The 25,273-nt window shown below is 48.4% G+C and carries 18 protein-coding genes; 4 read left to right on the top strand and 14 right to left on the bottom strand.

The window, feature by feature from the left end:
* Nucleotides 1-198: 198 nt before the first annotated feature.
* The gene (locus BM231_RS15330) at nucleotides 199-2,160 is read right to left on the bottom strand and encodes a bifunctional 2',3'-cyclic-nucleotide 2'-phosphodiesterase/3'-nucleotidase (RefSeq protein WP_483150651.1); all 1,962 of its coding nucleotides are present in this window, start codon (nucleotides 2,158-2,160) and stop codon (nucleotides 199-201) included.
* Nucleotides 2,161-2,785: 625 nt separating this feature from the next.
* Here BM231_RS15330 and apbC point away from each other — a divergent pair.
* Complete coding sequence (gene apbC, locus BM231_RS15325) at nucleotides 2,786-3,919, top strand: iron-sulfur cluster carrier protein ApbC (RefSeq protein WP_093520752.1); 1,134 nt, start codon at nucleotides 2,786-2,788, stop codon at nucleotides 3,917-3,919.
* A 106-nt stretch (nucleotides 3,920-4,025) separates the two neighbouring features.
* On the opposite strand, the gene gcvA is transcribed toward apbC, so the two are convergent.
* Nucleotides 4,026-4,934 carry a transcriptional regulator GcvA gene (gene gcvA, locus BM231_RS15320; protein WP_093520689.1) on the bottom strand — a complete coding sequence of 303 codons (909 nt, stop codon included), beginning with the start codon at nucleotides 4,932-4,934 and terminating at the stop codon, nucleotides 4,026-4,028.
* A 575-nt stretch (nucleotides 4,935-5,509) separates the two neighbouring features.
* Between gcvA and BM231_RS15310 the strand changes: the two genes are divergently transcribed.
* Nucleotides 5,510-5,692 carry a Flp family type IVb pilin gene (locus BM231_RS15310; protein WP_063310906.1) on the top strand — a complete coding sequence of 61 codons (183 nt, stop codon included), beginning with the start codon at nucleotides 5,510-5,512 and terminating at the stop codon, nucleotides 5,690-5,692.
* Nucleotides 5,693-5,950: 258 nt separating this feature from the next.
* On the opposite strand, the gene moaA is transcribed toward BM231_RS15310, so the two are convergent.
* Complete coding sequence (moaA, locus tag BM231_RS15305; RefSeq protein WP_093520685.1) at nucleotides 5,951-6,985, bottom strand: GTP 3',8-cyclase MoaA; 1,035 nt, start codon at nucleotides 6,983-6,985, stop codon at nucleotides 5,951-5,953.
* A gap of 189 nt (nucleotides 6,986-7,174) precedes the next feature.
* Here moaA and BM231_RS15300 point away from each other — a divergent pair, with 189 nt between their 5' ends.
* Nucleotides 7,175-7,543 carry a gamma-butyrobetaine hydroxylase family protein gene (locus BM231_RS15300; RefSeq protein WP_093520683.1) on the top strand — a complete coding sequence of 123 codons (369 nt, stop codon included), beginning with the start codon at nucleotides 7,175-7,177 and terminating at the stop codon, nucleotides 7,541-7,543.
* Nucleotides 7,544-7,571: 28 nt separating this feature from the next.
* Here BM231_RS15300 and BM231_RS15295 read toward each other — a convergent pair whose 3' ends face one another.
* The 8 genes from BM231_RS15295 to BM231_RS15255 form a co-directional block, all read right to left on the bottom strand.
* A complete protein-coding gene (locus tag BM231_RS15295) occupies nucleotides 7,572-8,168 on the bottom strand; it encodes a L,D-transpeptidase (protein WP_057465994.1) in 597 nt (198 codons plus the stop codon).
* A 359-nt stretch (nucleotides 8,169-8,527) separates the two neighbouring features.
* Entirely contained in the window at nucleotides 8,528-10,162 is a 1,635-nt protein-coding gene (locus BM231_RS15285) for a fumarate hydratase (RefSeq protein WP_093520679.1), read from the bottom strand.
* Nucleotides 10,163-10,345: 183 nt separating this feature from the next.
* On the bottom strand, nucleotides 10,346-10,915 hold the full coding sequence (locus BM231_RS15280) for a YceI family protein (RefSeq protein ID WP_093520677.1): 570 nt from the start codon (nucleotides 10,913-10,915) through the stop codon (nucleotides 10,346-10,348).
* A 21-nt stretch (nucleotides 10,916-10,936) separates the two neighbouring features.
* The gene (locus BM231_RS15275) at nucleotides 10,937-11,506 is read right to left on the bottom strand and encodes a cytochrome b (RefSeq protein ID WP_063310765.1); all 570 of its coding nucleotides are present in this window, start codon (nucleotides 11,504-11,506) and stop codon (nucleotides 10,937-10,939) included.
* Nucleotides 11,507-11,605: 99 nt separating this feature from the next.
* Nucleotides 11,606-12,184, bottom strand: coding sequence for a YceI family protein (locus BM231_RS15270; protein WP_063310766.1), 579 nt, complete (start codon nucleotides 12,182-12,184; stop codon nucleotides 11,606-11,608).
* Between the two features lie 317 nt (nucleotides 12,185-12,501).
* The gene (locus BM231_RS15265) at nucleotides 12,502-13,005 is read right to left on the bottom strand and encodes a class I SAM-dependent methyltransferase (RefSeq protein ID WP_093520675.1); all 504 of its coding nucleotides are present in this window, start codon (nucleotides 13,003-13,005) and stop codon (nucleotides 12,502-12,504) included.
* Between the two features lie 93 nt (nucleotides 13,006-13,098).
* Nucleotides 13,099-13,686, bottom strand: a complete 588-nt coding sequence (locus BM231_RS15260) for a GNAT family N-acetyltransferase (protein WP_208860393.1) — start codon at nucleotides 13,684-13,686, stop codon at nucleotides 13,099-13,101.
* 29 nt (nucleotides 13,687-13,715) lie between these two features.
* Nucleotides 13,716-15,191 (bottom strand): NAD-dependent succinate-semialdehyde dehydrogenase, encoded by a 1,476-nt coding sequence (locus BM231_RS15255; RefSeq protein ID WP_093520673.1) that lies wholly within the window; start codon nucleotides 15,189-15,191, stop codon nucleotides 13,716-13,718.
* Nucleotides 15,192-15,647: 456 nt separating this feature from the next.
* Here BM231_RS15255 and BM231_RS15250 point away from each other — a divergent pair, with 456 nt between their 5' ends.
* Nucleotides 15,648-16,664, top strand: a complete 1,017-nt coding sequence (locus BM231_RS15250) for an Ldh family oxidoreductase (protein WP_093520671.1) — start codon at nucleotides 15,648-15,650, stop codon at nucleotides 16,662-16,664.
* On the opposite strand, the gene BM231_RS15245 is transcribed toward BM231_RS15250, so the two are convergent.
* The 3 genes from BM231_RS15245 to BM231_RS15235 all read right to left on the bottom strand — a co-directional run bounded on the left by BM231_RS15245 (nucleotide 16,661) and on the right by BM231_RS15235 (nucleotide 24,650).
* A complete protein-coding gene (locus BM231_RS15245) occupies nucleotides 16,661-21,067 on the bottom strand; it encodes a translocation/assembly module TamB domain-containing protein (RefSeq protein ID WP_093520750.1) in 4,407 nt (1,468 codons plus the stop codon). The genes BM231_RS15250 and BM231_RS15245 overlap by 4 nt on opposite strands.
* A gap of 51 nt (nucleotides 21,068-21,118) precedes the next feature.
* A complete protein-coding gene (locus BM231_RS15240; protein ID WP_208860392.1) occupies nucleotides 21,119-23,101 on the bottom strand; it encodes an autotransporter assembly complex protein TamA in 1,983 nt (660 codons plus the stop codon).
* Between the two features lie 232 nt (nucleotides 23,102-23,333).
* Nucleotides 23,334-24,650, bottom strand: a complete 1,317-nt coding sequence (locus tag BM231_RS15235; RefSeq protein WP_093520667.1) for a UDP-glucose dehydrogenase family protein — start codon at nucleotides 24,648-24,650, stop codon at nucleotides 23,334-23,336.
* Nucleotides 24,651-25,273 lie beyond the last annotated feature (623 nt).

Raw genomic sequence — 25,273 nt, 5'->3', positions numbered from 1 at the left:
CATGAAAGCCTGACAGCAAATTCTTCTAAAAATGTAAAATACAGTGTTTAAAACATTGATACTTCTCGCTTTTTGCGAAAAAAGAAAAAGCGGAGCATATGGCCCCGCCTTCTCAAAGTCATGTAAGTCACTCTGACTTAGAACATATCCTCGCAAAGTGCTCCCGGTTTATAGGAACGGAGGACGCTCCAATGAAAATCAGAGAGTGATGCGGTACATGGCAAAACCGTCTTTGCCTTCGCCAGCCGCTTCAATCTGAACGCCCTTCACGCCTTTCATGTGCTTTTCAGCAGCAGGCCCGGTCTCAAACAGAACAGTGGTGTCAGCAACAGGCTTAAAGTTCCAGTTCGCATCGGCGGATGGATTAATCGTACCTTGGTCCACAATGTACCGAACAATTACATCACGGTTTGTGTCCGGACCAACAAAGATGATCACATCATCATTGATGCCTGGGAAGTTACCGCCACCGCCAGCGCGATAGTTGTTGGTTGCAACAACAAACTTCTGATCCATATCGATTGGCTTACCTTCAAACTGAAGGTTCACGATGCGGTTAGACTCTGGATGCGCAACATTGCCTTTACCGTCATACTTGGAAGGCTGTGTCAGGTCGATCTCGTAGGTAACACCGTCAATCACATCGAAGTTGTAAGAACGGAAATCAGCATCCAGAAGGACTTGGTCTTTCTTACCAGCTTCAATCTGGTTGAACATACCAGAAGAACGCTCAAGCCACTCCTTCACGTCTTTACCGGTGATCAACACCGCACGTGTTGTGTTCGGGTAAAGATAAAGGTCAGCAACGTTCTTAATTGCGATATCACCAGCAGCAACGTCAGTGTAATAGTCCGCACCACCGCGACCACCTGCTTTGAACGGAGCAGCAGCGGAAAGCACTGGTAGTCCAGCCCACTCAGTGTCCTTAAGCATTTCCTTGGTGTACCAGGTCTGCGCTTTAGAAACGATCTGAACGGACGGATCATCAGCCACCAGAGCAAAGTAGGAATGCAGCGGAGCAGAGGATTTGCCCACGGCGCGGCGCACATAAGAAAGCGTCTTTTGGTGATCATCCTCAACCGCTGCCAGCACTTCTTCATCACTGGAAACAAGAGGAATCCGCTTACGACCTTCTTTCTTATAGATTGACGGCACGTCTGTGGTGAAGTTTGCAATGCGCCAGCCGTTGTTGCCATCGCGCTCAATCATCAGATCGATGACACCGAGATGAGAACCCCAGAAGCCGCCCATCGCAGCTGGTTTGCCTTGCAGCGTGCCTTTGACAGCATCAACGCAAGGAATGCCTTCATAGCTAGGCCCCGGGAAGACATCGTGCTGGTGACCCGTAAACAGAGCATCAATACCTTCAACACCCGCGATGTGTAGCGCAGTGTTTGCAGCTCCGTCTTCATGTTCGCCACCAGCGATACCGCCGTGACACAACGCAATGATGAGATCGCAGCCTTGTTCCTTCATTTCAGGAACCCATGCACGTGCAGCATCAACCATGTCACGAGTGTTTGCCTTACCAACCAGGTGACGGGAGTCCCAGTTCATGATCATTGGAGGAACGAAGCCAACAAAGCCCACTTTAATCGTGTGCTCGATGCCAGCGCCGTCTTTGATCTTCTTCTCAACAATGGTGTACGGCTTCAGGAACAGATCATCCTTACGGCCATTGGAGGCAAGGGTGGTACCTTTGGAAACATTGGAAGAAACAACAGGGAAGTTTGCTCCGGAAAGAACCTTCATCATGAAGTCCAGTCCGTAGTTGAACTCATGGTTTCCCAATGTGCCAGCGTCGTAACCTAGTACGTTCATGCCTTTGATGACCGGGTGCACATCACCTTCACGCATGCCGCGCTCATAGGCGATGTAATCGCCCATCGGGTTGCCCTGCAGGAAATCACCATTATCAACGAGCATGGAGTTGGTTGCTTCAGAGCGCAGCTTTCTGATGATAGTTGCTGTGCGAGCAAGGCCAGCTGTGTCCATTGGGCGGTCAGCATAATAGTCATATGGAGCGACGTGGACGTGGAGGTCGGTTGTTTCCATCAAACGCAAGTGCGCTGTGTTCTCTTTTGCAAGAACAGAATATGGATGCACCATTGCAATGGCACCGGTAGCGGCCATGCCCCCCAGCACGCTACGACGATTCATCAAAATAGGATTAGACACGATTGCCTCCTAGCCCGTGGAAAATGCAGAACAGAATTGTCAGCATGAATTTCGCCCGATCCTCTTGCTTCTGTGTGCAGCAACAAGAGGGTTCTTAGGTCCCTAAATACCATGCATTCCGCTCAGTTTGTGGGTCTAATGTATCAAGAGCATGAAACGAGTTCCCCAATGCGTAAGGTGGATCCCCTAGGTGGTGCGCTAATCCTCAGAAGACACTGGGTTTTATCTGCATTGAAAGATTTTGCGTGAAGCGCAAATATCTGTGAATTTGTGTTGGTGACCTCAACTTTGCGTGAACTCTGCTCAACTGATTGCATGCCGAGTTGGCAAAACAGGTTGCGAATGTGCAAAGGACAAAGAACGTCTTTGGTGAATTCTGTATTGCTCTATTCTTCGTGAGAAGTATACCAAGTTATAAAAGAACCATCGGCAAAAGCTTGCACATTCAGATTGCAGGCATATTTGTTTTCAAGATCATATTATCCCTCTCTGCAATACAGAGCTTTACAGGGTGTGCACTATGGACAACGACAGACCTAAAGGATTGTGGGGGCGCCTCAAAGGCGGGTTCACATCAGGCAAGAACCATAAGGATACTGAAGAGACTATGGCTGGGTTGACGCAGGAGCGCGTTCTCGACGTGCTCAAACAGGTTAAATCGCCTGATGGCAAGAGCAACATTGTTGATCAGGATCTGGTTGCAGACCTGTTTGTATCAGATGGCCGTGTCGTCTTTTCAATCAGAGTACCCGCAGAGCGAGCTTCTGAACTTGAAGGGCTTCGTCAGGCTGCTGAGAAGGTTGTATCGGTGCTTCCTGATGCTGAAACGGTCCTTGTCGCACTCACAGCAGAAAAACAACCTGGCTCTCCATCTGCGCCACCACCTGCTGCACGCAAAGCTCCGCCGAAAGGCACTCCAATGCCAGCAAAGCAGGAAGTGCCTGGCGTGAAACACATTATAGCTGTTGCATCAGGTAAAGGTGGGGTTGGTAAATCAACAACATCAGCCAACCTCGCACTTGCACTTTCTGCAATGGGCTTGAAGGTTGGTTTGCTGGACGCTGATATTTATGGCCCATCAATCCCAAAGCTTATGGGAGCCTCTGGACAGCCTGAAGTTCTTGAAAACCGTATTATGAAGCCTTTGGAAGCTCATGGCATCAAGCTGATGTCTATTGGTTTTCTGGTAGAAGAAGAAACGGCCATGATCTGGCGCGGCCCAATGGTGGTGTCTGCCCTCAATCAGATGCTGCGCGAAGTTGACTGGGGTGAGCTGGATGCGCTTATCGTTGACCTCCCGCCAGGAACGGGTGATGTTCAGTTGACTATGGCTCAAAAAGTACCTCTGACAGGCGCTTTGGTCGTTTCAACACCACAGGACCTTGCGCTTCTGGATGCTCGCCGCGGTATTGCCATGTTTGAGAAAGTTGCGATCCCTGTATTGGGTATCGTAGAAAACATGAGTCACTTTGTCTGCCCAGACTGCGGTGGCACGCATGAGATCTTTGGTCATGGTGGTGCAAAAGCAGAAGCTGAGAAGATGAAAGTCCCATTCTTGGGTGAAGTGCCCCTGATAATGGAAATCAGAGAGCAATCTGATACAGGCACTCCAATCACAGTGAGTAATCCAGACAGTCCAGTCTCAAAGGCCTACGGCATCATTGCTGCTGGCCTTTGGCAGGGCGTCCTTCAACCCACTAGAGATGCTGCGAGGTCAGCACCTAAAATCGTTGTTGGTTGATTAGCAATAAATTGACTTGACTGATAAGGCTTCACTTAGACGGCAGGTAGTCATCTCATTGACATCTGCCGTTTCTGTTTGCAGTGCTCAGTGCTACGAAACGCAATTATGAAAGGCATAGTTCATTAAGTTCCGACTTTATCCAGTCTATGAATGCCTTGCACTTATGTTTCTGAAATGAATTTTCCAACCCAACCAGCATATAGTGAGCAGTTGCAGGAATTTCGAAGTCGAATGGTTTCGCCAGCAGACCAAGTCGTGCGTCATGCGCGCACAAAACTTTGCGACCAAGAATAACACCAGCCCCCTCAATAGCTGCATCCTGAGCATGATCAATCTGAGAAAAGTGCATTCCTTTCTCCGACCAGGAGGTCCTGGAAATTCCTGCAGTCTTCAGCCATTCCTTCCATCCCGGTGCGTTCAAGAACGTCGCCATGCTGTCTTCATGAAGCAAGGTAAAATTCTTTAGGTCGGTGGGCTCATTCATTTCATTCGCCAGTCGAGGCGCACACATGGGTGTAAGAAAATCTTGCGCTAGAAAATCAATATGTAATCCCGGATATGGCCCACGCCCGAAGCGGAGCCCGAGATCAACATCGTCCCTGTAGAAATCTACGAGCTTCAAATTGGCGGAAATGCGAAGTTCGATTTCAGGATAAACCTCCATGAAGCGATAAATTCGAGGCGCAATAACCTTGGAAGCTGTTCCCGGTCCCGTGGATATAACGAGGACTTTATCCTCATCTACTCCTTTAATGCGTGCAACAGCCTCGCTGAAGTTTTCTAACCCAGCTTCAACGCCCGGCAACAATCGGTGCCCAGCTGAAGTTAGCTCAATCGCTCGATTCAAACGTGTAAACAACTGAGTCTGTAGCTGATCTTCGAGCATCTTGACCTGATAACTCAATGCCGACGGCGTAAGCCCAAGCTCATTGGCTGCCTTCGCAAAGCTCATGTGCCGTGCAACGCATTCAAAGGCCCTGAACGAATTGAGTGGAGGAAGGGAGTAACGCATTTCGCCTCAAAAAAACTGATCCGAATACTTGAAATTACTCGTTTGTCAGGGGCTTCGCCACAAGACTATTGTCCAACGAAAATGTGGCAAGGAGAATACGATAATGAACTTTCTGGCGAAAGAGATTTTCCAAAATCAAACCGAAACAACGGAGTTGCCAATGCAAAGACTTTTAATGCAAGGCCGCTACGCGCGATCCCACGCATTTCATGTCTTGTGGAGAGGTTTTTGGAAAGACGCGAAGCCGCAGAGAAACAGAGAGCAGCGAATTGAGCTAAAGAAATAAAACTATGCACTGCGAAAACTGACAACTAATAGATAAAGTAAACAAATAGTTAGTGCATTGCTGCAAATTTTACTTAATGAAAAAAATATTTAAATCAATAAGTTAATGATATTATGTGCATGCTGAATTTGTGGAACTCACCATGCACTACTGATAATAGTGCTTATGCCCATCAAACTTAAATTGCCCTGCAAATTTGATTCATAAATTGGCAAGAAATGAAGGCTTAGGTTGCGGTTAGTCCCGATGAGGAGTGGGGCTTCTAGGGTTCAATACGGAGTTTAAAACAATGTTTGCTAAGTTTCTTAAAGACGAGTCAGGCGCAACCGCAATTGAGTATGGTCTGATTGCAGGGTTTATTTCTGTCGTAATTATTGGTGCAGTAGCAACAATAGGGACAGAAATAGCTGAAATTTTCCAGGCTATTAGTACTGGATTGACTGGCCGTGGTGATGCAGCATCTACCACATAACTTCATGAGGTCTGGCTGTTTGCTGTTAGTTTTTTCATTTAGTGTGAGTATATTCTATCTCGGATAGATAGAGATTAACAGCTTAAGTAAGAAATCTCCCTGCGAGGCTCTTTTGTGTGTTAATCATGAACGAGAGCAGGGAGATTACAGTTATAGCGAATATCTATTGGTGAAATGAGAAAAGCATCACAAAATAAAACTATGATGAAAGCCAGTCCGACCTACGTACAGCTCTAGTTCAGCCTTAAAAATACAAATTCATCCACCCGTCATACTCATATGACGCGTTCCAGTCGCAGATTTGTTATCCCGATCGATAACAAAGTCATGCCCCTTTGGCTTTCGTGCAATCGCTGATTCAATCGCTTCCGAAAGCACTTCATTTCCTTCAGATGCTCGTAGCGCCGCACGTAAGTCCTTTTGATCTTCTTGGCCAAGGCACATGAATAACTGTCCGGTGCAGGTCACACGCACACGGTTACAGCTTTCACAAAAGTTGTGCGTCATCGGGGTGATGAACCCAAGACGGCCACCAGTCTCTTCAATCTGCATATAGCGGGCAGGGCCACCGGTTTTATATGGAATATCTGTCAGTGTGTACTTGGCGGAGAGTGCCTTACGCACGTCGCTTAGCGGCAGATACTGCTCATTCCGGTCGCCATCTATCTCACCAAGTGGCATTGTCTCAATGAATGTCAGGTCATGTCCACGTTCATGCGCCCATTCCAACATCGGAACAAGCTCATTCTCGTTGAAGTTCTTGAGCGCAACAGCATTCAGCTTAATTTGAAGACCGGCTTTCTGAGCGGCCTTGATGCCATCGAAAACCTTTTGAATATCCCCCCATCGGGTGACATCCTTGAACTTTTCTGCATTTAAGGTGTCGAGAGAAACGTTGATGCGACGAACTCCAGCTTCATACAGCTCTTCGGCATAGCGCTCGAGCTGAGTGCCGTTGGTGGTAATGGTGAGCTCATCAAGCGCACCGCTATCCAGATGCCGCTTCAGGCCTCGGATGAAGCTCATGATGTTCTTGCGAACCAGCGGCTCTCCGCCGGTCAGACGGATTTTCCGAACACCTTTTTCGATGAATACCGTACAGAGACGGTCCAGCTCTTCCAGAGAAAGAACGTCTTTCTTAGGAAGGAAAGTCATGTGTTCGGACATGCAATAGACGCATCGCAAGTCACAACGATCAGTCACAGAGACGCGAAGATACGTCACGGCGCGGCCGAACGGGTCAATCAATGCTGGGTGGGCACCCTGCTGTTTGTCCTCGGCATACTGCCCCATGGAAACCTCCACTCACGTATCTCTTTAGGTGACGAATTTAACAATTCTAATGTAGTACGCAATGAGTTAGCGTCAATCCATCAGTAAGGAGTTCCAGTGGATTTAACTAGAAATATATCTTAGAACCACAGGTATAATTCCTAAATCATCAATACTGAGTTCCATGAACTTGGGCAAGGATAAAAAAATATGTCGGATACACGCTGGCCTACGCAAATCCACCTAAAAAACCAAGGTAAAAATCTTGAAATTACTTTTGATGATGGCCTTGAAGTCTCATTTACCTCGGAGTTTCTGCGAGTAATGTCCCCATCAGCAGAAGTGCAAGGGCATACTCCAGATCAACGAAAAGTGATCGCGGGGAAGCAGGGCACAACGATTATTGGTGTAGATCCGGTTGGAAACTATGCAGTTAAGCTGACATTTGATGATCTGCACGATACCGGGATTTTCACTTGGGCGTATTTTCAGGAAATGAATGATCAAAAAGGGTTTTTATGGAATCGATATTTGAGTGAACTGCAAGAGCGTGGTTTGAGTAGAGACCTCAGCAAGTAGGGCTGGCAAAGAACCAGCCCCATGCAGTCTAGCGAAGCACGATCACCTTCGTACCAACATTGACATTGTCATAGAGGTGAATGACGTCTTCATTCGCCATTCTGATACAGCCTGATGAGACCGCCGAACCAATCGTCCATGGTTCATTGGAACCGTGAATGCGGTAGATGGTGCTGCCAATATACATGGCACGTGCGCCAAGTGGATTGTTAGGGCCACCTTTCATGAAGCTAGGCAGGTTACGTCCTTTACGACGTTCACGCTCAATCATGACCTTTGGCGGTGTCCAGCTTGGCCACTCAGCTTTGCGGGTAATTCGATGAGTTCCAGACCATTGGAAACCCTGACGGCCGACGCCAACACCGTATACCATCGCGGTACCATTGCCGCGAATATGATAGAGGCGTCGATCTTTTGTACTGATCACAATAGTGTTCGGGCCGTATGAGCCGTTATACCTGACCTGCTTACGTTTGATTGGGGATTTTCCATGGTGAGCAGAACCATAGGAAACCCATTTTTTGGATGCATGATCAAAGAACTTGCCAGACGCTGCGGCATCTGCCTGAGTTCCGGTAAATAGTGCTGCGAAGCAAAGAGCAACACTCGCGATAAGTATGCGCATTGATACCCCCTGGGATATTGTTGTTTGTTTTATCTCGTTTGCATGAGGGAATTTATGCAGCGAGTAGGGAGACGCTCGCAGCTTAGAATGTCAAATCTATTAATTGTTGAAGTAATACAGACTACAACTGCTGCTATATACTTCTTATGGAAAAGGAATTTACTCACGATCCATTCGAAGCTGATTTACATTCGTCTCGAGCTTAATTTGCATCTAGCTAAAACACTAATTAATATAATCAACGAAGCTTGAATGTGGCTAATTTGAATTGTGATTGAATGAAATTGTCACGAATTCAAGAAACAAAAAGGGCGCTCCAAAGAACGCCCTTCAATCTCGATATTATCTCACTGGAATATTTAGCTCAGGTTCAGCTCTTCAAAGAAGTCATTGCCTTTGTCGTCAACCACGATGAAAGCAGGGAAGTCTTCAACTTCGATCTTCCAAACGGCTTCCATACCCAGCTCTTCATATTCAACCACTTCAACACTTTTGATGCAGTCTTGAGCAAGGCGGGCAGCAGGTCCGCCGATGGAACCGAGGTAGAAGCCTCCGTGAGCCTGACACGCGCGGCGTACACCCGCTGAGCGGTTACCTTTGGCGAGCATCACCATGGAGCCACCAGCAGCTTGGAACTGATCTACATAAGCATCCATGCGGCCAGCAGTGGTTGGCCCAAACGAACCGGATGGCATGCCTTCTGGCGTTTTAGCGGGGCCTGCATAGTAAACTGGGTGGTTCTTGATGTAGTCTGGGAGCGGTTCGCCTGCCTCAAGACGATCCCGGAGCTTGGAGTGTGCCAGATCGCGGGCCACGATCAATGGACCGCTCAACGAAAGCCGTGTTTTAGTTGGATGCTTGGTCAGTTCGCCAAGGATTTCGCTCATTGGGCGCGTGAGGTCAATCTTTACAACATCATCAGAAAGATCGTTGTCGGTAACTTCCGGCATATAGACTTCAGGATTCCGCTCCAGATCCTCAAGGAAGATGCCTTCCTTGGTTATCTTGCCAGTCGCCTGACGGTCTGCTGAACAAGATACGCCAATGCCGATCGGCAAGGATGCACCATGGCGCGGTAATCGGATCACGCGCACGTCGTGGCAGAAGTATTTGCCACCAAACTGTGCGCCAACACCGCTGGACTGTGTCAGCTTATGAATTTCAGCTTCCATTTCCAGATCACGGAATGCGTGGCCGCCTTCAGAACCTTCCGTTGGCAGCTCATCCAGGTAACGGGCAGAAGCCATTTTTACAGATTTTAGATTCAACTCAGCAGATGTGCCGCCAATGACGATTGCGAGGTGATATGGTGGGCATGCCGCAGTACCAAGTGTGAGAATTTTTTCCTTCAGGAACTCAATCATGCGATCTTTGGTCAGTAGGCTTGGAGTGCCTTGGAACAGGAAGGTCTTGTTAGCGGATCCACCGCCTTTCGCCATGAACAAGAACTTGTAAGCGTCATCGCCTTCAGCATAAAGCTCGATCTGAGCCGGCATATTGTTCTTTGTGTTCTTTTCCTCGAACATGGAAATTGGTGCAAGCTGGGAGTAGCGCAGGTTCTTTTTGAAGTAAGCGTCACGTGCGCCTTCACCGAGCGCTGCCTCGTCATGTCCGTTAGTCCAGACTTTGCGGCCTTTCTTACCCATCACAATTGCAGTGCCAGTGTCCTGACACATTGGCAATACGCCAGCAGCTGAAATATTCGCGTTCTTCATCAGGTCAAAAGCAACGAATTTGTCGTTTGCAGTTGCTTCAGGATCGTCGAGAATTTTACGGAGCTGCTCCAGATGGGAAGGGCGCAGGAAATGGTTGATGTCTTTAAACGCTTCTTCGGCAAGTAAGCGAAGACCCTCTTGCTCCACCTTCAAGATTTTCTCACCGTCAAACTCAACTTCGCTCACGTACTCGGAGGTCAGTTTGCGATAAGGAGTTTTGTCTTTACCCAATGGAAAAAGAGAGGTGTGAACGTACTCGGGAGCAAGTGTTTCGGACATCTTGGCACTCTCTGGCTATTTTGGTGTACCGCTGTACACTGTTGAATTTGCTGAGCGCCGTTTTATAGAGAAAAAGCCGAGGGGCAAAGCCCCTCAGCCTTCAAAACTTGTCAAATTTGCTAGATTACGCCGAATTGACGAGAGACTTGGTGGAAAATGCAAGGCTCTCTTTGGCGCAATCCATCAACGAGTGGCGTATAGGTCCAGTTTCACAGTCACCTTATTGCTGACAGTGCTGTCTGGCACACCATCACCAATCTTGAAGTCACTGCGAGAGAGCGTTGCCTCACCAACCGCGTGTGCGGTCTTGCCTTCAATGGTCAACGTGAAGGGCAAGAACACAGCGATCTTTGCGCCTTTGAGTTCCAGCGTACCGGCAGCCTCATAGAGGTCTCCACCAGCAGGAACCACGTTATCTACGCGAAAAACTGCATCAGGGAAGCTGGAAATATCCAACCACTGCGGTGTCGTAATCGCACCTGCTGCTTGCGCATCTTCTGTTTTTACGCTTCCAGTGATGATTGTCGCCTGAATCTGGGCTTTGTCGAGCTCTTCTTTGTTGAAGATGATCTTAGCATTCCAGGTCGCAAAAGTGCCCGTAACGGTATTTCCGTTATTGATGACCTCAAAGCCAAGCGTGCTCTTGTTGCGATCCACTGACCATTCATTTGCAAAGGCAGATGAAGCTGCTCCGACTAAGATGAAGGTCAGAAATACGCCGGCTTTAAAGAACATATCGGTCAATCGTTTCATGGTTTTCTCCAGATCCTCAAATTAGGCTTTTGAGGACAACATACGCTGTAAGACTTTATCCTTGGATATGAAGTAGTGCTTCAGAGCAGCTCCAACATGTGCAAGGATCACTGCGATAAATGCATACGCAGCCCAGCCATGCACTGCGGTGAAGAACGCAGATACATCTGCCTTTTGCCCTAAAAACTCAGGTGTTGGTAGGTGCGGAATCTCAAAGAGGTTAAAGAAAACTGTCGGTAGACCAAGTGGGCTGGACGAAACCAGCAGCCATCCTGTCAGCGGCATAAGCAACATCAGAGCATAAAGGCTGATGTGGCCTAAATGTGCAGCAAGCTTTTCCCAAAGTGGCATTTCTGCAGGTAAATCAGGTGTGATGCCAGTGATTTTCCAGAGAATGCGCAAGGAGACCAACGCCAATACGACAAAGCCAATGGACTTGTGAAGCTGATAAAGAGAGTAAGTTGCAGGCTCGAATATCGGCAGTGTGACCATATACAGGCCGAAGCCCAGCATACCGATGATGAGCGTTGCTATGGTCCAGTGTAATGCAATCGCCACGATGCCATAGGCTGATCGAGTGTTCCTGATCATTGAAAAGGCCCTTTGATCGAGGGAAGGGGCATCGCTGCCCCTTCTCAAAGTTCGACCAGACCTGCCAGAGCATTCTCAGCACCCGACAGGCCGGAAACATTACTTAACAGTCGCTTCGAAGCTGATGTTGATGTTCACTTCGTCAGACACGTAAGGTACAGCCATCGCCATGCCGAAATCAGAACGCTTGATTGTGGTTGTGGCATCAAGACCAACAGCTTGCTTCTTAGCCATTGGGTGCTCACCTAACTGATTGACGGTAACTTCAAGAACAGTTGGCTTGGTAATGCCGCGGATGGTCAGATCACCAGTCACTTCCAGCTTTTTCTCTCCAACCTGCTCAACCTTGGTGGATTTGAATGTTGCGGATGGGAACTTGGCAACATCGAACAAATCGGCGCTCTTCAGGTGTGTGTCGCGAGCTTCCCAGAATGTGTTGAGTGAGTTGACATCAATCTCAACGTCCACTTTAGAGTTTGCTGGGTTTGCTTCGTCGATGACCAGAGTAGGTGCCCAAGTAGCAAAACGGCCATCAGTGGTGGAATAACCAAGGTGATTGTAGTCAAAAGCGAGATTGGCGTGGGACATATCAACGTCGTAAGCAACTGGTTCAGCAACTGCTGCTGTAGCGAGGAAAGAAGCTGCGACTGCAAGCATTCCAAAGCGAACTGATTTCATTGTAATCTCCAATTATGTTGAACTTTGAATTTCAATCTTGGGCATACAATTGGCATATGTTTTGGGAATTGCAATTAAACGCATTGTTCATCCCAGGTGCACAATCACAAGAAAGTCAGCAATATCGCCAATTTTTGCAAACATTGTTGCGGAAATGAGTTATCACTGTGGCAATATAAAGGAGATTGTAAAACCGGTTGATACAACTGCAAAAATATACGGGTTTTACATCACACTTTCGTGTGTGGTCTTTCAGTTTCAGCACTACTGAAAAGAATGAGAAAGGGAGGCACACACATGCGCCTCCAATCAGATATTTACGGCTTGTAAGTGAAGAGAATGCCGTTTTTGTCACGCAAAAACTCAAACTTTTCCTTCTTCAAAGTGTCGCGCAGGTTCGGCAAAACACTCTTTTCATCAGCGATAAGCATATAACCACCAACGCGAAGGTGACTGAGCATACGCTGTAAAAGTTTGACACGTGCATTGTTCGGCAGCTCGTGGAAAAAACGGTCAGCAACAATTGCATCAAGACCTTGTGGGGGCGTGTAACCAAGTGCATCCACGTGAACAACCTCAATCGGTAGGTTCTCCGTGTCTACTCGTTCCTGCAACTGGTCCAGTCCCACTTTGGAGCTGTCGACAGCAATTACATTGTAACCGCGCTTGGCAAGGAAAATCGCGTCGCGTCCTTGTCCTGCACCCAGATCGAGAATTGTGCCGCTGTCAAAGTCGAGGTTTGAGAACAGCGTTGTAAACTGCTTGGAAGTATGGCCGAAGTAACTTTCGTCCTTGGCGTAAATCTTATCGTATTTCTGCATAACTCAGCCTGCGTGGATCTTTAACTGAAGGATATACAGGATCGCTGAGAATGAACAAGCCCAACCCGGCGGATACAGGTTGGGCTCTTGAGCTTAAGTAAAGCTTTGCTTCATGAAAAGGGTCGGTTGTCCGAGATAAGTCCCGTCCGTATACTTCTCAAAACCAACACGCTCAGCAAGGCTGACACTGGCTTTGTTCTCAGGGGCAATAATGCAATGAACTTCAGGAAACAGTCTGGAACTCCGTAACCAGGACAGGCTCAGCTCGACAGCCTCCCGGGCATAACCTTTGCCATGAAACTTGGGCGAAATCACCCAACCAGCTTCTGCAAATCCATCAAGGCTTGGAGTGATGTCTCGCTTGAAGTCAGAGAAACCAACATCGCCGATAAGTTCTCCGCTGTCTTTCTCAATCACAGCCCAATACCCAAAACCGGAGAGGCTCCAGTGCCCTGCATACTTGAGGATGCGTCCCCACGTATCCGTTGGGCTGGAAGGCTTCCCTGAAATATAGCGAACCACATCAGGGTGTGCCCACAAAGCGCAGCATGCTTCAAAATCTGAAGTTTGGTGAGCCCGCATGATAATGCGCTCGCCGTTAAGTGTTGGAGCAGCTGTACAGCGTTCTTCTTCGATAATCACGAAAGCAGTCCTCAAAAGAAAAGCCGGAGCGATGAACACTCCGGCTCCCACAAAATTAGTATTGATCGTTAAAGGCCAAGCCCGCCAATGCAAGAGTACTTGATGTTGATGTAATCATCCACGCCGTATTTGGAACCCTCGTTCCCCATTCCGCTTTCTTTGTAACCACCAAATGGAGCATATTCGGTCGTGATCACACCTTCATTTACGCCAACAAGACCATATTCCAATGCTTCCATTACACGGAAGGTCTGACCCAAATCTTGGGTGTAGAAGTAACAGGCAAGGCCATACTCAGTGTCATTCGCCATCTTGACCACATCATCTTCACTTTCAAATTTGAAGACAGGTGCAAACGGACCAAACGTTTCTTCCTTGGCAACCTTCATGTCTGGGGTCGCATTAAGTAGGAGGGTTGGCTCAAAGAACGTGCCTCCCTGAACATCTGGCTTACCGCCTGTTACCACTGTTCCGCCTTTCGAAACGGCATCAGTGATGAGTTCTTCGACTTTCGCGACAGCATGCTCATCAATCAGAGGGCCCTGGTTGGTACCCGGCTTCAAACCATCACCAACGCACAGCTGATCTTCGATAGCAGCCTTCAGCTTTGCTGAGAACTCGTCGTAAATACCTGCCTGAACGTAAATGCGGTTTGCGCACACACAAGTCTGGCCAGAGTTCCTGAACTTGGAAGCAATTGCACCTTCGACTGCCTTATCAAGATCAGCTGAGTCAAACACGATAAACGGTGCGTTGCCGCCAAGCTCCATAGAGACCTTTTTCATGTTGGCCAATGCTTTCGAGGCAAGCTGTTTACCCACTGGAGTAGATCCGGTAAAGGTGATCTTGCTGACCTTGTCGTTCTCACAAAGTTCGTCAGCAATCTGGGCTGCTGAGCCGGTGATGATGTTGATCACACCGGTTGGAATTCCAGCCTGTTCCGCAAGTTCACCCAGGATCAACGCAGAATAAGGCGTTTGGCTTGCCGGTTTGGCCACAACAGTACAACCAGAACCAAGAGCTGCCGCCAGTTTGCGCCCCAGCATAGAGCTTGGGAAATTCCAGGGTGTAATGGCACCAACAACACCGATAGGCTCTTTGGTCACCATAATACGGCGGTCCTTCCAAGGGGACGGGATCACATCGCCATAAACCCGTTTGCCTTCTTCAGCGAAGAAACGAATGTAGTTAGCTGTGATAGCAACTTCACCAGTAGATTCAGCCAGTGGCTTACCCATTTCAATAGTGAGTAGCTCAGCAAGGTCCTTCTGGTTTTCAGTGATCACGTCTGCCCACCGCAGCATCAAATTGCAGCGCTCAACTGCTGTCATCTTAGACCAAACAGCAAAAGCTGCATGGGCTACATCGATTGCATCTGCAGTCTCAGGACGGCCAAAACGTGGAACACGCCCGATGATTTCGCCTGTGGCTGGATTGTTTACAGAGATGGAGTTGCTTTCATCTCCGCTGACCCATTTTCCTCCTATGAGACAAGCTTCACGTAGGAGCGGAATTTCTTTGGTTGCTGAGAGTGTTGTGCTCATGAGTATCTCCTGATGAAGTCATATCCCGCCAGGCAATTAAGGAGAGATAGAAGAACAAGACCTAACGACGGTTTTATCTGACCTACACATATAAGTGGTAGTTCTAGGAAAAACACCTAGTCCCCATAGGATTTACAAAGATTGATCCATTCTGCAATGCAAATCAGGGTGTGTAATGATTGTCTCTTTCTCAATGCAACACGAGTAGATCCAAAACTCATGCTTTCATAAGCCGTTACGAGAAAGAGGTTGAGATGGGTTGAACGGAAAAATCTGGAATGATGTCATTCCGGAAGACTGCGAGAGCACCCGTTCTGTTGAAATGTCATTTGCTCCGCTCAAATGAACAAGGTCAATCTGCATTTATGTCTTCGCAAGAAACACGCGCAATTGTGCTTATCCGCAAAATGTGTCAGGAGCGACTTGCTTTGAAACTCGAATAGCTAAGGTCGCTCCATGTCAGACACGGTCAATCTCTCACTAGAAGAAGCACGTAAACTCACCATTGAAGCCTTGTCTGCCAACAAAACAGATCCTGCAATTGCGAAGATCGTTGCAAATGCTTTGGTGAACGCAGAGGCAGATGGTCAGGCAGGCCACGGCCTTTCCAGAATTCCGTCCTACACCGCCCAAACCAGAACCGGCAAGGTAGACGGCTTTGCCAAACCAGAAGCAGAGCTGATCACTCCGGTTGTGCAGCGGATTGATGCCAAATACGGATTTGCTTACCCAGCAATTGAAGTTGCGCTGCCATTTCTGAAAGACGCTTCCTCGCAAAATGGGCTGGCTTTGAGTGCGATCCGTCATTCTCACCACTTTGGGCAAGCGGGGGCCCACTGTGAGCGCTTGGCGCGTGATGGAATGGTTGCGTTCATTTTTGGCAATGGGCCTAAGGCAATTGCTGCCTATGGCGGCAAGAACCCTATGTTCGGAACCAATCCAATTGCATTTGCAGCTCCTAATGGAGATGGAGAGCCACTTGTCATTGATCTTGCGCTCTCACGTGTCGCTCGCGGAAAGATCATGGCAGCGCAGCGAACAGGCAAATCTATCCCGGAAGGTTGGTCGCTGGACAAAGACGGACAGCCAACCACTGATCCGGAGGCGGCGCTTGCAGGAACTATGATCCCTATCGGAGAGGCCAAAGGAGCGGCTTTGGCCATGATGATTGAGATCATGGCAGCAGGCTTATGCGGAGCTGCATTTGGTTTTGAGGCGTCCAGTTTGTTCTCAGGAGAGGGGGATGCCCCTGATCTTGGTCAGGTTATTTTGGCAATCAACGCTGATCTTGTCTCTGGTGGTTTGTTTGCCGAACGGATGGAAACGCTTGTTGCCGCGATTGAGGCAGAGGAGGGCGCACGTTTACCAGGAACATCTCGTCTTGCTGCCCGCGAAAAAGCAGAGCAATACGGCGTCAACCTACCAAAGCCTATCTACGAAGAGGCTGTCCGCCTCGCTGGGCCGTCGACTTAGTCGTACTCCCGTTCATAATAGAAGCCAGCTTTTGCATCTCCGTCAGAGCTGGCTTCACCACGAAGCTTCAGGAACTTCGTGACATCAATATCAACAGTCGCTGCATTGTCACCTGTTGTCGGTTCCTGTGTCACGCCCAGATAAATACGCTCATTTATATATCCACCAACGGCCAGTTCTGGATTTCCTGCTGAATCAAATTTTATATCAATATCGCTGACACCCAATAGATTTCGGAGTGTGCCCAATGGCCCCTCGACGCCAGTGCCTCCGGTTAGCGTTGCGATCGCGCTTGCAAGGCTTGCCAACTGAATTGGCGAAAGATCGTTCACAGACTCGCCGAACAGCAGTTGCGCTAGGACCTCATCCTTTGGCAGGCTTGGGACTGAAGTGAAATCAATCACAGGCAAATCAGCAGGCCCACTCACCAAAACAGTCACTTCCGTTGAGCCGGATGTTGTCGTTGCCGCAAAATCGAGTGTTGGTACAAGTGAACCGCTAAACGTCACATTACCGCGGCTGAGTGTCAGGCGTTTTGAGAGAATATCGATACGGCCACGCACCAGAGAGAAGGCGCCCACTGTCTTCACATCATTGAGCTTACCGCCGATGTTAAGCGATCCGCCGGCCTCAGCGTTGACGCCGCGGCCACGTATGAAGATTTTGCCTGGCGCCTCCACATCCACATTCAAACTGGCTTGTGAGATTGGGCTCGGTTGTTCGTTCTTCTTAGCTTTTTCCCGTCCTTCATCTTGCGCAAGGATCTTCGCTTGATTGAGGATCGGCTTGGGTGCATTCAAATGCCGGACAATCACAGGATTGATACTGGAGTTAAAAGTGCTCGGTATTTCAATATCTGCTTGGTTAATGGTGACTTTGCCCGAAATAGCAGGAGGGGCACCCGCATCGGCAAGTGAGCCCTGTAATGCAAGGTTGGCATCAATCAATGCACTAACAAATGTCCCGTCAACATAGCGACCACCATCAATTGTGAGCTCTATTTGCGCCGGCAGGCCTGAACCCAGTCCCAGTTTGCCATCAAGTAGCAACGTGCCACCATTGCTGAACTTGGCGGCAAATTTATTGATCGCAATTTCTTGCCGCGTAACCTTAATGTCACCGGAGTAGTCTGTCAGTGTCATCCCAGTTGAGAGCTGCGTGGTCTCAAGGTTCACTGGCTGGATATCAATAGCGACCTGAGGATCTTTGAGGGAACCGGCAACTGATCCGCTCAGACGGAAGCCGCCACTACCACCCAAATTCTGTTCGATCAACTTGGCTCCCACCACATCAAGGGGAATGTTGCCTGACGTGGTCAAAGACACCTCTTGACCACCTGCAAGCCCAATTGCCCCTGCTGCCTGAACGTTCAGGCCTGAACCGTTTGTGACAATGGTTTTCTGGTCAATTTTGTTGTCAGCAAATGATCCAGTGCTCTCAATCTGAAGGGGGAGGATGCGGTTATCCTGAAGCGGCTTGGCTGAAAACTGGTTCAGAGCGAGTTGCCAACTGACTTGGGGTGCATCGTTCTCACCAAAGGCGCGAACCGTCCCATTGAGCGCTCCATCCAAAGCAAGGCTTGGAACAAAGGCATTCGCTATAGAAAGTGGCAGTTGCTTCAGTTCGGCATTGATATCGAGCTGGTTGCTGTTGCTGCCGTAAACATTCAAAGAGCCATTGCCAAGAGCCAGTTCAAAGGAGGAAACTGTACGCTTGTCTTCAAGGAGCGAAATCACTGCAGGTTGCTTGAGGTTCGTCTGGATACCCTTGTATCGGCCATTAAGAGAATTGAGCGTAAGAATGATCCCATCGGGAACAGCTTGTACCAGCCCCGCGCTCTGAAGTTGGTCGCTGTTTTCAGCAAATTCGGCATTAATGGAAAAGCCAGTTGCAATCTCTGCACTTGTGTTGCCTTCAACAGGCGTCGCATTCAACGTCAATGATCTCAGATTTACCCCTTCCACTTCAACACCATCGAGCGCGATGTTTGCATTTGCAGCTGGGCGCGTGAAAGGCTTGTCTATCCAGCCTTTTGCGACAAAGGACATGATGGAGCTTTGCGCAAACCGAAGATTTTCGCTATTAAGATCAAATGAGATTTTGGCATCACCGTTGTCTTGCTCAATATCGATTTGTCCATGAGCCTGACCTTCCATCTCGGTCAAAGCCAGCGATGACAAAGTGCTCAGGTCATTGGCTTCAATGGTGAACTGTCCAACCAAACCTTGTGGTAGGAGAGCAAGATCAGCAGCATATGCGTTGCCACTGAGTTTGTTCCCGCCGAAATCAAAATCTAGTGTTGGAACAGACAGTTTACCAGCGTCACTGAGCAGCTTGAACTTACCAACAAGTTCTTCCCCTTTAAACTTGCCAGTGAGATTGATGTCCGCATTGGGGGCCGTCTCAGAAAGTGTCCCATCTGCTACAAGCTGCAACTTCTCTAACGGAGTGCCATCCATCTCAATCCGCTCAGAGTGTATTTCAAGTGACACATCAGGTGCTGAAGCGTTACCTGAAATCTTCCCGCTAGCAGTGAGCGCTCCGCTTACACGTGGTTCCAGCAGGTCGAGTTGATGCACCTGGGCGGAAAATGCACCATCCAGCTGACGATCCTGCAAACTGCCATTAGCTTCAACCTGCCCAAACATGTTCTCAAATGAAAGCGTGTCTAGTTGGCCATACGAAGCAAGAAGATCAGTTCTATTAAGCGTTGCTATAACCTTGGCAGAAAACCGACTTGGCGAAGTGAGGATACGGTCAATGCGCTCATTTTGCAGGCTCACTCGGCTGCTTGTTCCCTTGAGGTTTATCTCTCCAGATTGTTTTTGGAAATCCGCTAGCAAAGACAACTGAGCCTCAACAGAGCCACTGATGTTTTGCTGTACAAACCCTGACAGAAGACTAAGGTCAGATACAGAAAGATGCCCCTGTGCCCGTCCATTGTTCGGTGAGAGTTCGACCAAGTTAAACCGTGCAGCCGCTCCATCACTCTCCAAGTGTAAATCGCTAAGCTCCAGCTTTTCCTGATTTGGAAACGCTGTGCCTTTGAGTGAAACACTTACATTTTTGATGTTTTGGTCTTGTGCTGCTGCAGCAAGATGAATGTCACTAACTCGAAGAAGCGCTTCAAGAGGGATGGACATTATCGGCGTGGAAATGTGCGCACCATCACCTTTTGCAGAAAGACTAAGCGTCCCCAGATCAGCTTCTTGTGTTTTAATCTTATCGGCTTGAACAGAGAAGTCCCAGTTCAGGCTCTCAAGCGGTCCTGAAGCCGATGCCGTCACGGACAAAGTGTCCAGTTGAACGGCCTGCCCGCCAGTATTGATGAGAAGCGGTTTGTTGTTGCTCTGAAGTGTTTGGATTTGGACTTTCGCTATCAAAGAGTTCTTGTCAGTTGCGTAAGTGTTCTCCAAATGCGCTAAGACCGCACCGGTTGAGAGCTTTCCGGTTGCTGAAAGCGGTAGATAATCTTCATTGAGTGTTGCGTTTGCAAACCACGTGGTCTGCCCGGCAAATAGGCTAGAGATAGAAGAGGGAAGAAACTGCTCGAGTTCCCCCGATAAATGTGTCGCTAGTGATTTCTGCGTTCCATTTTGTGCAAGAGTAATGTCACCATCAATGGCTCGAACCCTATTCAGATCTACTTGTAATGAAGATGACCAGTTTGTCAGCGGGCCGCCACCTTCCATACGTAGCGCAAAACTAGGCGCATCTGGAAGGTCAAGAAGAGTGGCAGCCAGCCCATTGGCTGCTTCAGAGACCATGGCACGGAAATTGACTACGCCATCTGCCGGATCAAAGTCAACGTCAACACTTGCTGTTCCCTGAACGTCGCCAATGCGCGTAATGTTGAGCTTGCCGGCAATTTTGTCAGGAGAGCTCGCATAAGTTGCAGTGCCTGTGATTTCGAACTGAGCAGGCATACCGGCAATAGAAGGGGGGAGCGCAAGTTCTTTGATGTTGAGATTTTGGAGATCAACGGTGCTGAAAGGCAGCGTAACCCCTGTTTCTTCAGTAGGGGTAGGTTCAGTAACCGGATTTTCCGCAGCTTCTGGCAATCTTGCCAAAGTAATCCGTTGTGCGGCGACCTCGTGAATATCAAGTGCTCCGACAAGAAGCGAAAGTGGCGACCAACGAACTGAAGCGCTGTGAACCTCAAGCCATGCGCCCTTTGCATCGGAAAGATAGACACCATCCGCAAACAGATTGCCGGAAGCGGTCAGGCGAGGTTGATCAATCCTCACATCCGGCAAGAAAGAATTCAAAGTTGATCCGAGGAATTGGCGACCTGTTTGAAAACTAGTTGTCACCACAAGTCCGGCATAAACCACAAGCACCAGCACGAGAAGAAGGGCTAGTATTTTGCCAAGGATTATTGTGACACGTCGGACCAGTTGCATTCGCTCTTTGATCTTTCTCTTTTTTTGCATGCCTTCTTAAGGCGGTGCTGATTAGAAGGACTGACTTAAACCAATATAGACTGCAAACGGCGGATCATTGCGCTGAGGTTCAAGAGGGACACCAACATCAAGCCGCAAGGGGCCAACAGGTGTGAAATAACGCACCCCACCGCCAACACCTACGCTGAAGGGCTCATCGAAGTTGGGAAACTGGGTCAAATATGCAGCGCCTGCATCTACAAATCCGACAAGACCAATGTTTTCGGTAATTCTTGTTCTGACTTCACCATTAAACAACATGAAGCTGCGCCCACCCGTAACTTCGTCATCTAGGCGCGGCCCCACGTTTTTATAAGCATACCCTCGGATTGTTCCCCCACCACCAAGGAAGAACCTCCGCGCAGCAGGAACATCCTGAACCGATGGGGCGATAATTGCACCAGCTGATACGCGGCCAGCTAAAACAACGCGGTCCGTACCTACAATCGGCAAATAGCTGGCAATCGAGCCCTGAGAATACAGGTTCTCGGTATCGCCAAGCACGTCAAAGGCTGGTTCAAAGAATAATTTTGCTTCAATACCACTGGTCGGGTTCAAAGTGTCATTGCGTGTGTCGTAAGTCAGGTCTGCAGGAATTCCCAGTAGGAAGTAATCATTCTGGCCGAAAACATCTCGTTCATTGGCAAAATAGACTTCTGCACCAATTCGACCGCTCAAAGCCTCTGTAAAATCGCGGGATAGATAAGCGTCATATGCAAATGATGTGCTGCGATAGTTATCTGGGTTTTCCTGGACGGCAGCAACGCTGGTTGAAAAAGCGGTCAGCGGTCCAATCGCACCGGGTTTTTCAAAGGTGACCCGCGCAGCATACTCAATCTGTTCGTTATCCACGGCTAGAAGCTGGCCGACTGCAGCGGTAACGGAAAGTCTCTCTGCTTTTCCAAACAGGTTGCGGTGGCGCCAATATCCATCAAAACCAACGCCTTCGTTACTGGAGTAATTGGCCCCAACTCCAAAGACTTTCCGGGGGCGTTCTGCCACAACAATCGTCAGAGGGAGCTCACCGTTCTCGTCAAGTTGCTTATCAGGTTCAAAGCGAATGCTGGAAAAGACTTCCAGATCCCTCAGTCTGCTCTGTGCGTGAGAGATGACTTTTGCATCCCACTGCGCACCGCGAGGAAGGTTCGCGTAACTGCGAACAAACTCCGGATCCATTTTGACCGTGCCGGTTACAGAAACCGGACCAAATCGCGCATAGGGTCCACTGTTAATATCCAACTTAACTTTGAGTGTCTGACTGGCGTGATTGGCCAGTAACTGTCGGTTCCCTACCTTTGCAAATGGATAGCCCTCATCCTTTAGGAACTTAATGGCCTGCTTTTCAGCTTCCAGCACCTTTTCTGAAAGCGCAGGCGTTCCTTCTACAAGGCCGAGTGATTGAGCGTTGGGTAGATCCAGACCATTTTCTGTTGCCGAGCCCTTATAATTTACATCTGCATTGCCAAAGCGAAACTGAACATCTCTGTTAACCTCCACGAGAACAGGAATAGGGCGTTCTGTAATCTTCTCTGGATGAAGGATTGCTTGATTAAGTGGAGACCCTGCTACGGTGATCTGAACCAAAGCACCATAATATCCATCTTCATAAAGCTTGCCGATCAGGCGTTCAAAGTCCTGGGTTGCGCGGGCAAGGACGCCACTGGCACCGGACGGGAGCTTTTTGACGTCGTGAACCAGAAGGCTGACAGACTGCAACTCTTCCTCAAGTTCACTCGGCTGGTCTTCATGTTCCCCGACAACACGAAACTCAACGGTGTAAGGTGTCGGGTCTGGCACACCAGCTAAGCTATCTTCGTTACTTTCTGCCTTCTCACCCCAGAGATGGTATCCGAAAAGTTCAAACGCATAAGCTTGCGAAAAAGTGCTGAATGAAAGGCACAAGCAAACGAGCAAAGTAACAGCGCGAGGAATTTTGACGTTCCACGGCCAACCAGAGGCTATACGCTCTCGTCTGTTTTTATGCTTGTAAAGCAACTAGGATCGGCTCCAGCAATCTTCCAAAATGCAGATTGTTCTCAGCTCATAAAGCTCTTGGGATTAGCCCTGAGAGAATCTGCCCACGCGATAATTAAAATTCGCATGATTGGTGCGTTGAAAGCAAACCGCAATTGTCACCTCTGTGGTAACAGCACTTAAAAATTGGGCATGGCTTGTGTGAGGCAGGAAAAGTCCCGGCAAAACATATAACTCGCCGGGACTTTATTAATTAGACTTCTTCGTCAGGACGCCCAATACAGGTGTAAGAGAAGCCGTGTTTGGCAACTTCGTCTTTGCCGTAGATATTTCTGAGATCCACGAGCACAGGTGTTGCCATCTCTTCCTTAAGGCGGCTGAAATCGAGAACGCGGAACGCATCCCACTCGGTCACAATAACCAGAGCATGTGCACCCTTTGCAATCTCATAGGCATTACTTCCGAATGTAACATCCTCCAGAAGTTCCACAGCAGATTCCATGCCTTCAGGATCATAGGCGTGAATGTCAGCACCTTTGTCCTGAAGCGCTTGAATAATCGAAAGGGCAGGGCTGTCGCGCATATCGTCTGTGTTTGGCTTGAAGGTCAGGCCTAGCACAGCAATTTTCTTGCCTCGGACATCCCCACCAATCGCAGCAGTCACTTTCTTGGACATTGAACGCTTACGCTGATCATTGATTGAGCAAGTGGTTTCAATCAGTCGAACAGGGCTGGAGTGGTCCTGAGCAGTCTTAACAAGCGCAAGTGTGTCTTTCGGGAAGCAAGAACCGCCATAACCAGGGCCAGCATTCAGGAACTTCGCGCCAATACGGTTATCAAGACCGATGCCACGGGCGACATCCTGAACGTCTGCTCCAACGGCTTCACTTAGATCAGCAAGTTCGTTGATGAAGGTGATCTTCATTGCAAGGAAGGCGTTGCCAGCATACTTGATAAGCTCAGATGTGCGACGGCTCGTAAACAGAATTGGAGAGTGGTTGAGGTACAAAGGACGATAGACTTCAGTCATAACCGACTTCGCACGCTCATGAGAAAGGCCTACAACGATACGATCGGGACGTTTGAAGTCACTAATTGCAGCACCTTCACGCAGGAATTCTGGATTTGAAACAACCTCAAAGTCAGCATTTGGATTTGCTTCGCGAATAATCCGTTCTACTTCATCCCCTGTACCAACCGGAACCGTTGATTTTGTAATAACGACTGTAAAGCCATTAAGGGATGTTGCGATCTCTTCGGCTGCTGCATAGACATAGCTAAGGTCGGCGTGCCCATCTCCGCGGCGAGAAGGGGTGCCGACAGCGATAAAGATGACGTCAGCTTTACGAACTGCATCAGGTAGCTCAGTTGTAAAGCTCAAACGGCCAGCTTTCACATTACTGGCAACCAACTCTTCCAGACCCGGCTCGTAAATTGGGATCTGTCCGTTCTTCAGCTTTTCAATCTTGTCTTCTGCTTTATCAACGCAGATGACTTCATGACCAAAATCAGCGAAACATGTGCCCGAAACCAACCCGACGTAGCCGCTGCCTATTACTGTAATTATCATTGTGTCTCCTGCACGAGCCGATCATTTCTGGATGTGCAAATAGGTTTGTTTAAGTTGAAACGCAATAGTACATAACCTGAGATGAAACACATCCCACAGTTAGGTATATCCCCCTGATAACGTGGTATCCTTGCCCGAAAAAAGACACGCATTGTGGTAAAATTGTAGTCGAATTGTGACGAGTATTAGAGAGTATAGCTCTGTTATTTATCTAAAGTTCTAGGAGAATACATTTCTTTTCTAAGTAGGAAAATGCTGCCTACTAAGAATTGGATGGTTAATGTGCTAATTTAGATAAAATTACATGAGATATACAATTGTAAGAATAAGTAGAAGTACGCCCGTTTTTCTGCAGCTGTAATGCTTCTTTTTGATTCTACTCCTTGCGCCAAGAGTAGCTAACTTAAAATTGCTAATAGTTTATCCCAAGGATTTTTCCCGTATGACGCGAACTCAAATATGGAGAGGATGTGGCAAAAATATGCCTTTGAATTTTTGTCCTACAAAAAATAAGGGTATGAGAAATAAAGATTGAAATTCGAAAGATTTCGAAAAATGGCAGAAATCGGTACCTATGTTTTGCATTAAGTTAAAATTGTAAGTAAAGTTTATTCTTATTTTCT

Source organism: Pseudovibrio ascidiaceicola (assembly GCF_900114245.1).
Lineage (GTDB): Bacteria > Pseudomonadota > Alphaproteobacteria > Rhizobiales > Stappiaceae > Pseudovibrio > Pseudovibrio ascidiaceicola.
Note: the sequence above shows the minus strand (reverse complement) of the source record. Positions and strands in the feature narration are given on the sequence as shown.

What these genes read in the sequence shown, in the direction of transcription:
- apbC (WP_093520752.1), top strand. Translation starts at nt 2,786, where the DNA reads ATGGCTGGGTTGACGCAGGAGCGCGTTCTCGACGTGCTCAAACAGGTT.
- BM231_RS15250 (WP_093520671.1), top strand. Translation starts at nt 15,648, where the DNA reads ATGTCAGACACGGTCAATCTCTCACTAGAAGAAGCACGTAAACTCACC.
- BM231_RS15235 (WP_093520667.1), bottom strand. Translation starts at nt 24,650, where the DNA reads ATGATAATTACAGTAATAGGCAGCGGCTACGTCGGGTTGGTTTCGGGC.
- gcvA (WP_093520689.1), bottom strand. Translation starts at nt 4,934, where the DNA reads ATGCGTTACTCCCTTCCTCCACTCAATTCGTTCAGGGCCTTTGAATGC.
- BM231_RS15270 (WP_063310766.1), bottom strand. Translation starts at nt 12,184, where the DNA reads ATGAAATCAGTTCGCTTTGGAATGCTTGCAGTCGCAGCTTCTTTCCTC.
- BM231_RS15295 (WP_057465994.1), bottom strand. Translation starts at nt 8,168, where the DNA reads ATGCGCATACTTATCGCGAGTGTTGCTCTTTGCTTCGCAGCACTATTT.
- BM231_RS15265 (WP_093520675.1), bottom strand. Translation starts at nt 13,005, where the DNA reads ATGCAGAAATACGATAAGATTTACGCCAAGGACGAAAGTTACTTCGGC.
- BM231_RS15280 (WP_093520677.1), bottom strand. Translation starts at nt 10,915, where the DNA reads ATGAAACGATTGACCGATATGTTCTTTAAAGCCGGCGTATTTCTGACC.
- BM231_RS15255 (WP_093520673.1), bottom strand. Translation starts at nt 15,191, where the DNA reads ATGAGCACAACACTCTCAGCAACCAAAGAAATTCCGCTCCTACGTGAA.
- BM231_RS15330 (WP_483150651.1), bottom strand. Translation starts at nt 2,160, where the DNA reads ATGAATCGTCGTAGCGTGCTGGGGGGCATGGCCGCTACCGGTGCCATT.
- BM231_RS15300 (WP_093520683.1), top strand. Translation starts at nt 7,175, where the DNA reads ATGTCGGATACACGCTGGCCTACGCAAATCCACCTAAAAAACCAAGGT.
- BM231_RS15245 (WP_093520750.1), bottom strand. Translation starts at nt 21,067, where the DNA reads ATGCAACTGGTCCGACGTGTCACAATAATCCTTGGCAAAATACTAGCC.
- BM231_RS15285 (WP_093520679.1), bottom strand. Translation starts at nt 10,162, where the DNA reads ATGTCCGAAACACTTGCTCCCGAGTACGTTCACACCTCTCTTTTTCCA.
- BM231_RS15275 (WP_063310765.1), bottom strand. Translation starts at nt 11,506, where the DNA reads ATGATCAGGAACACTCGATCAGCCTATGGCATCGTGGCGATTGCATTA.
- moaA (WP_093520685.1), bottom strand. Translation starts at nt 6,985, where the DNA reads ATGGGGCAGTATGCCGAGGACAAACAGCAGGGTGCCCACCCAGCATTG.
- BM231_RS15310 (WP_063310906.1), top strand. Translation starts at nt 5,510, where the DNA reads ATGTTTGCTAAGTTTCTTAAAGACGAGTCAGGCGCAACCGCAATTGAG.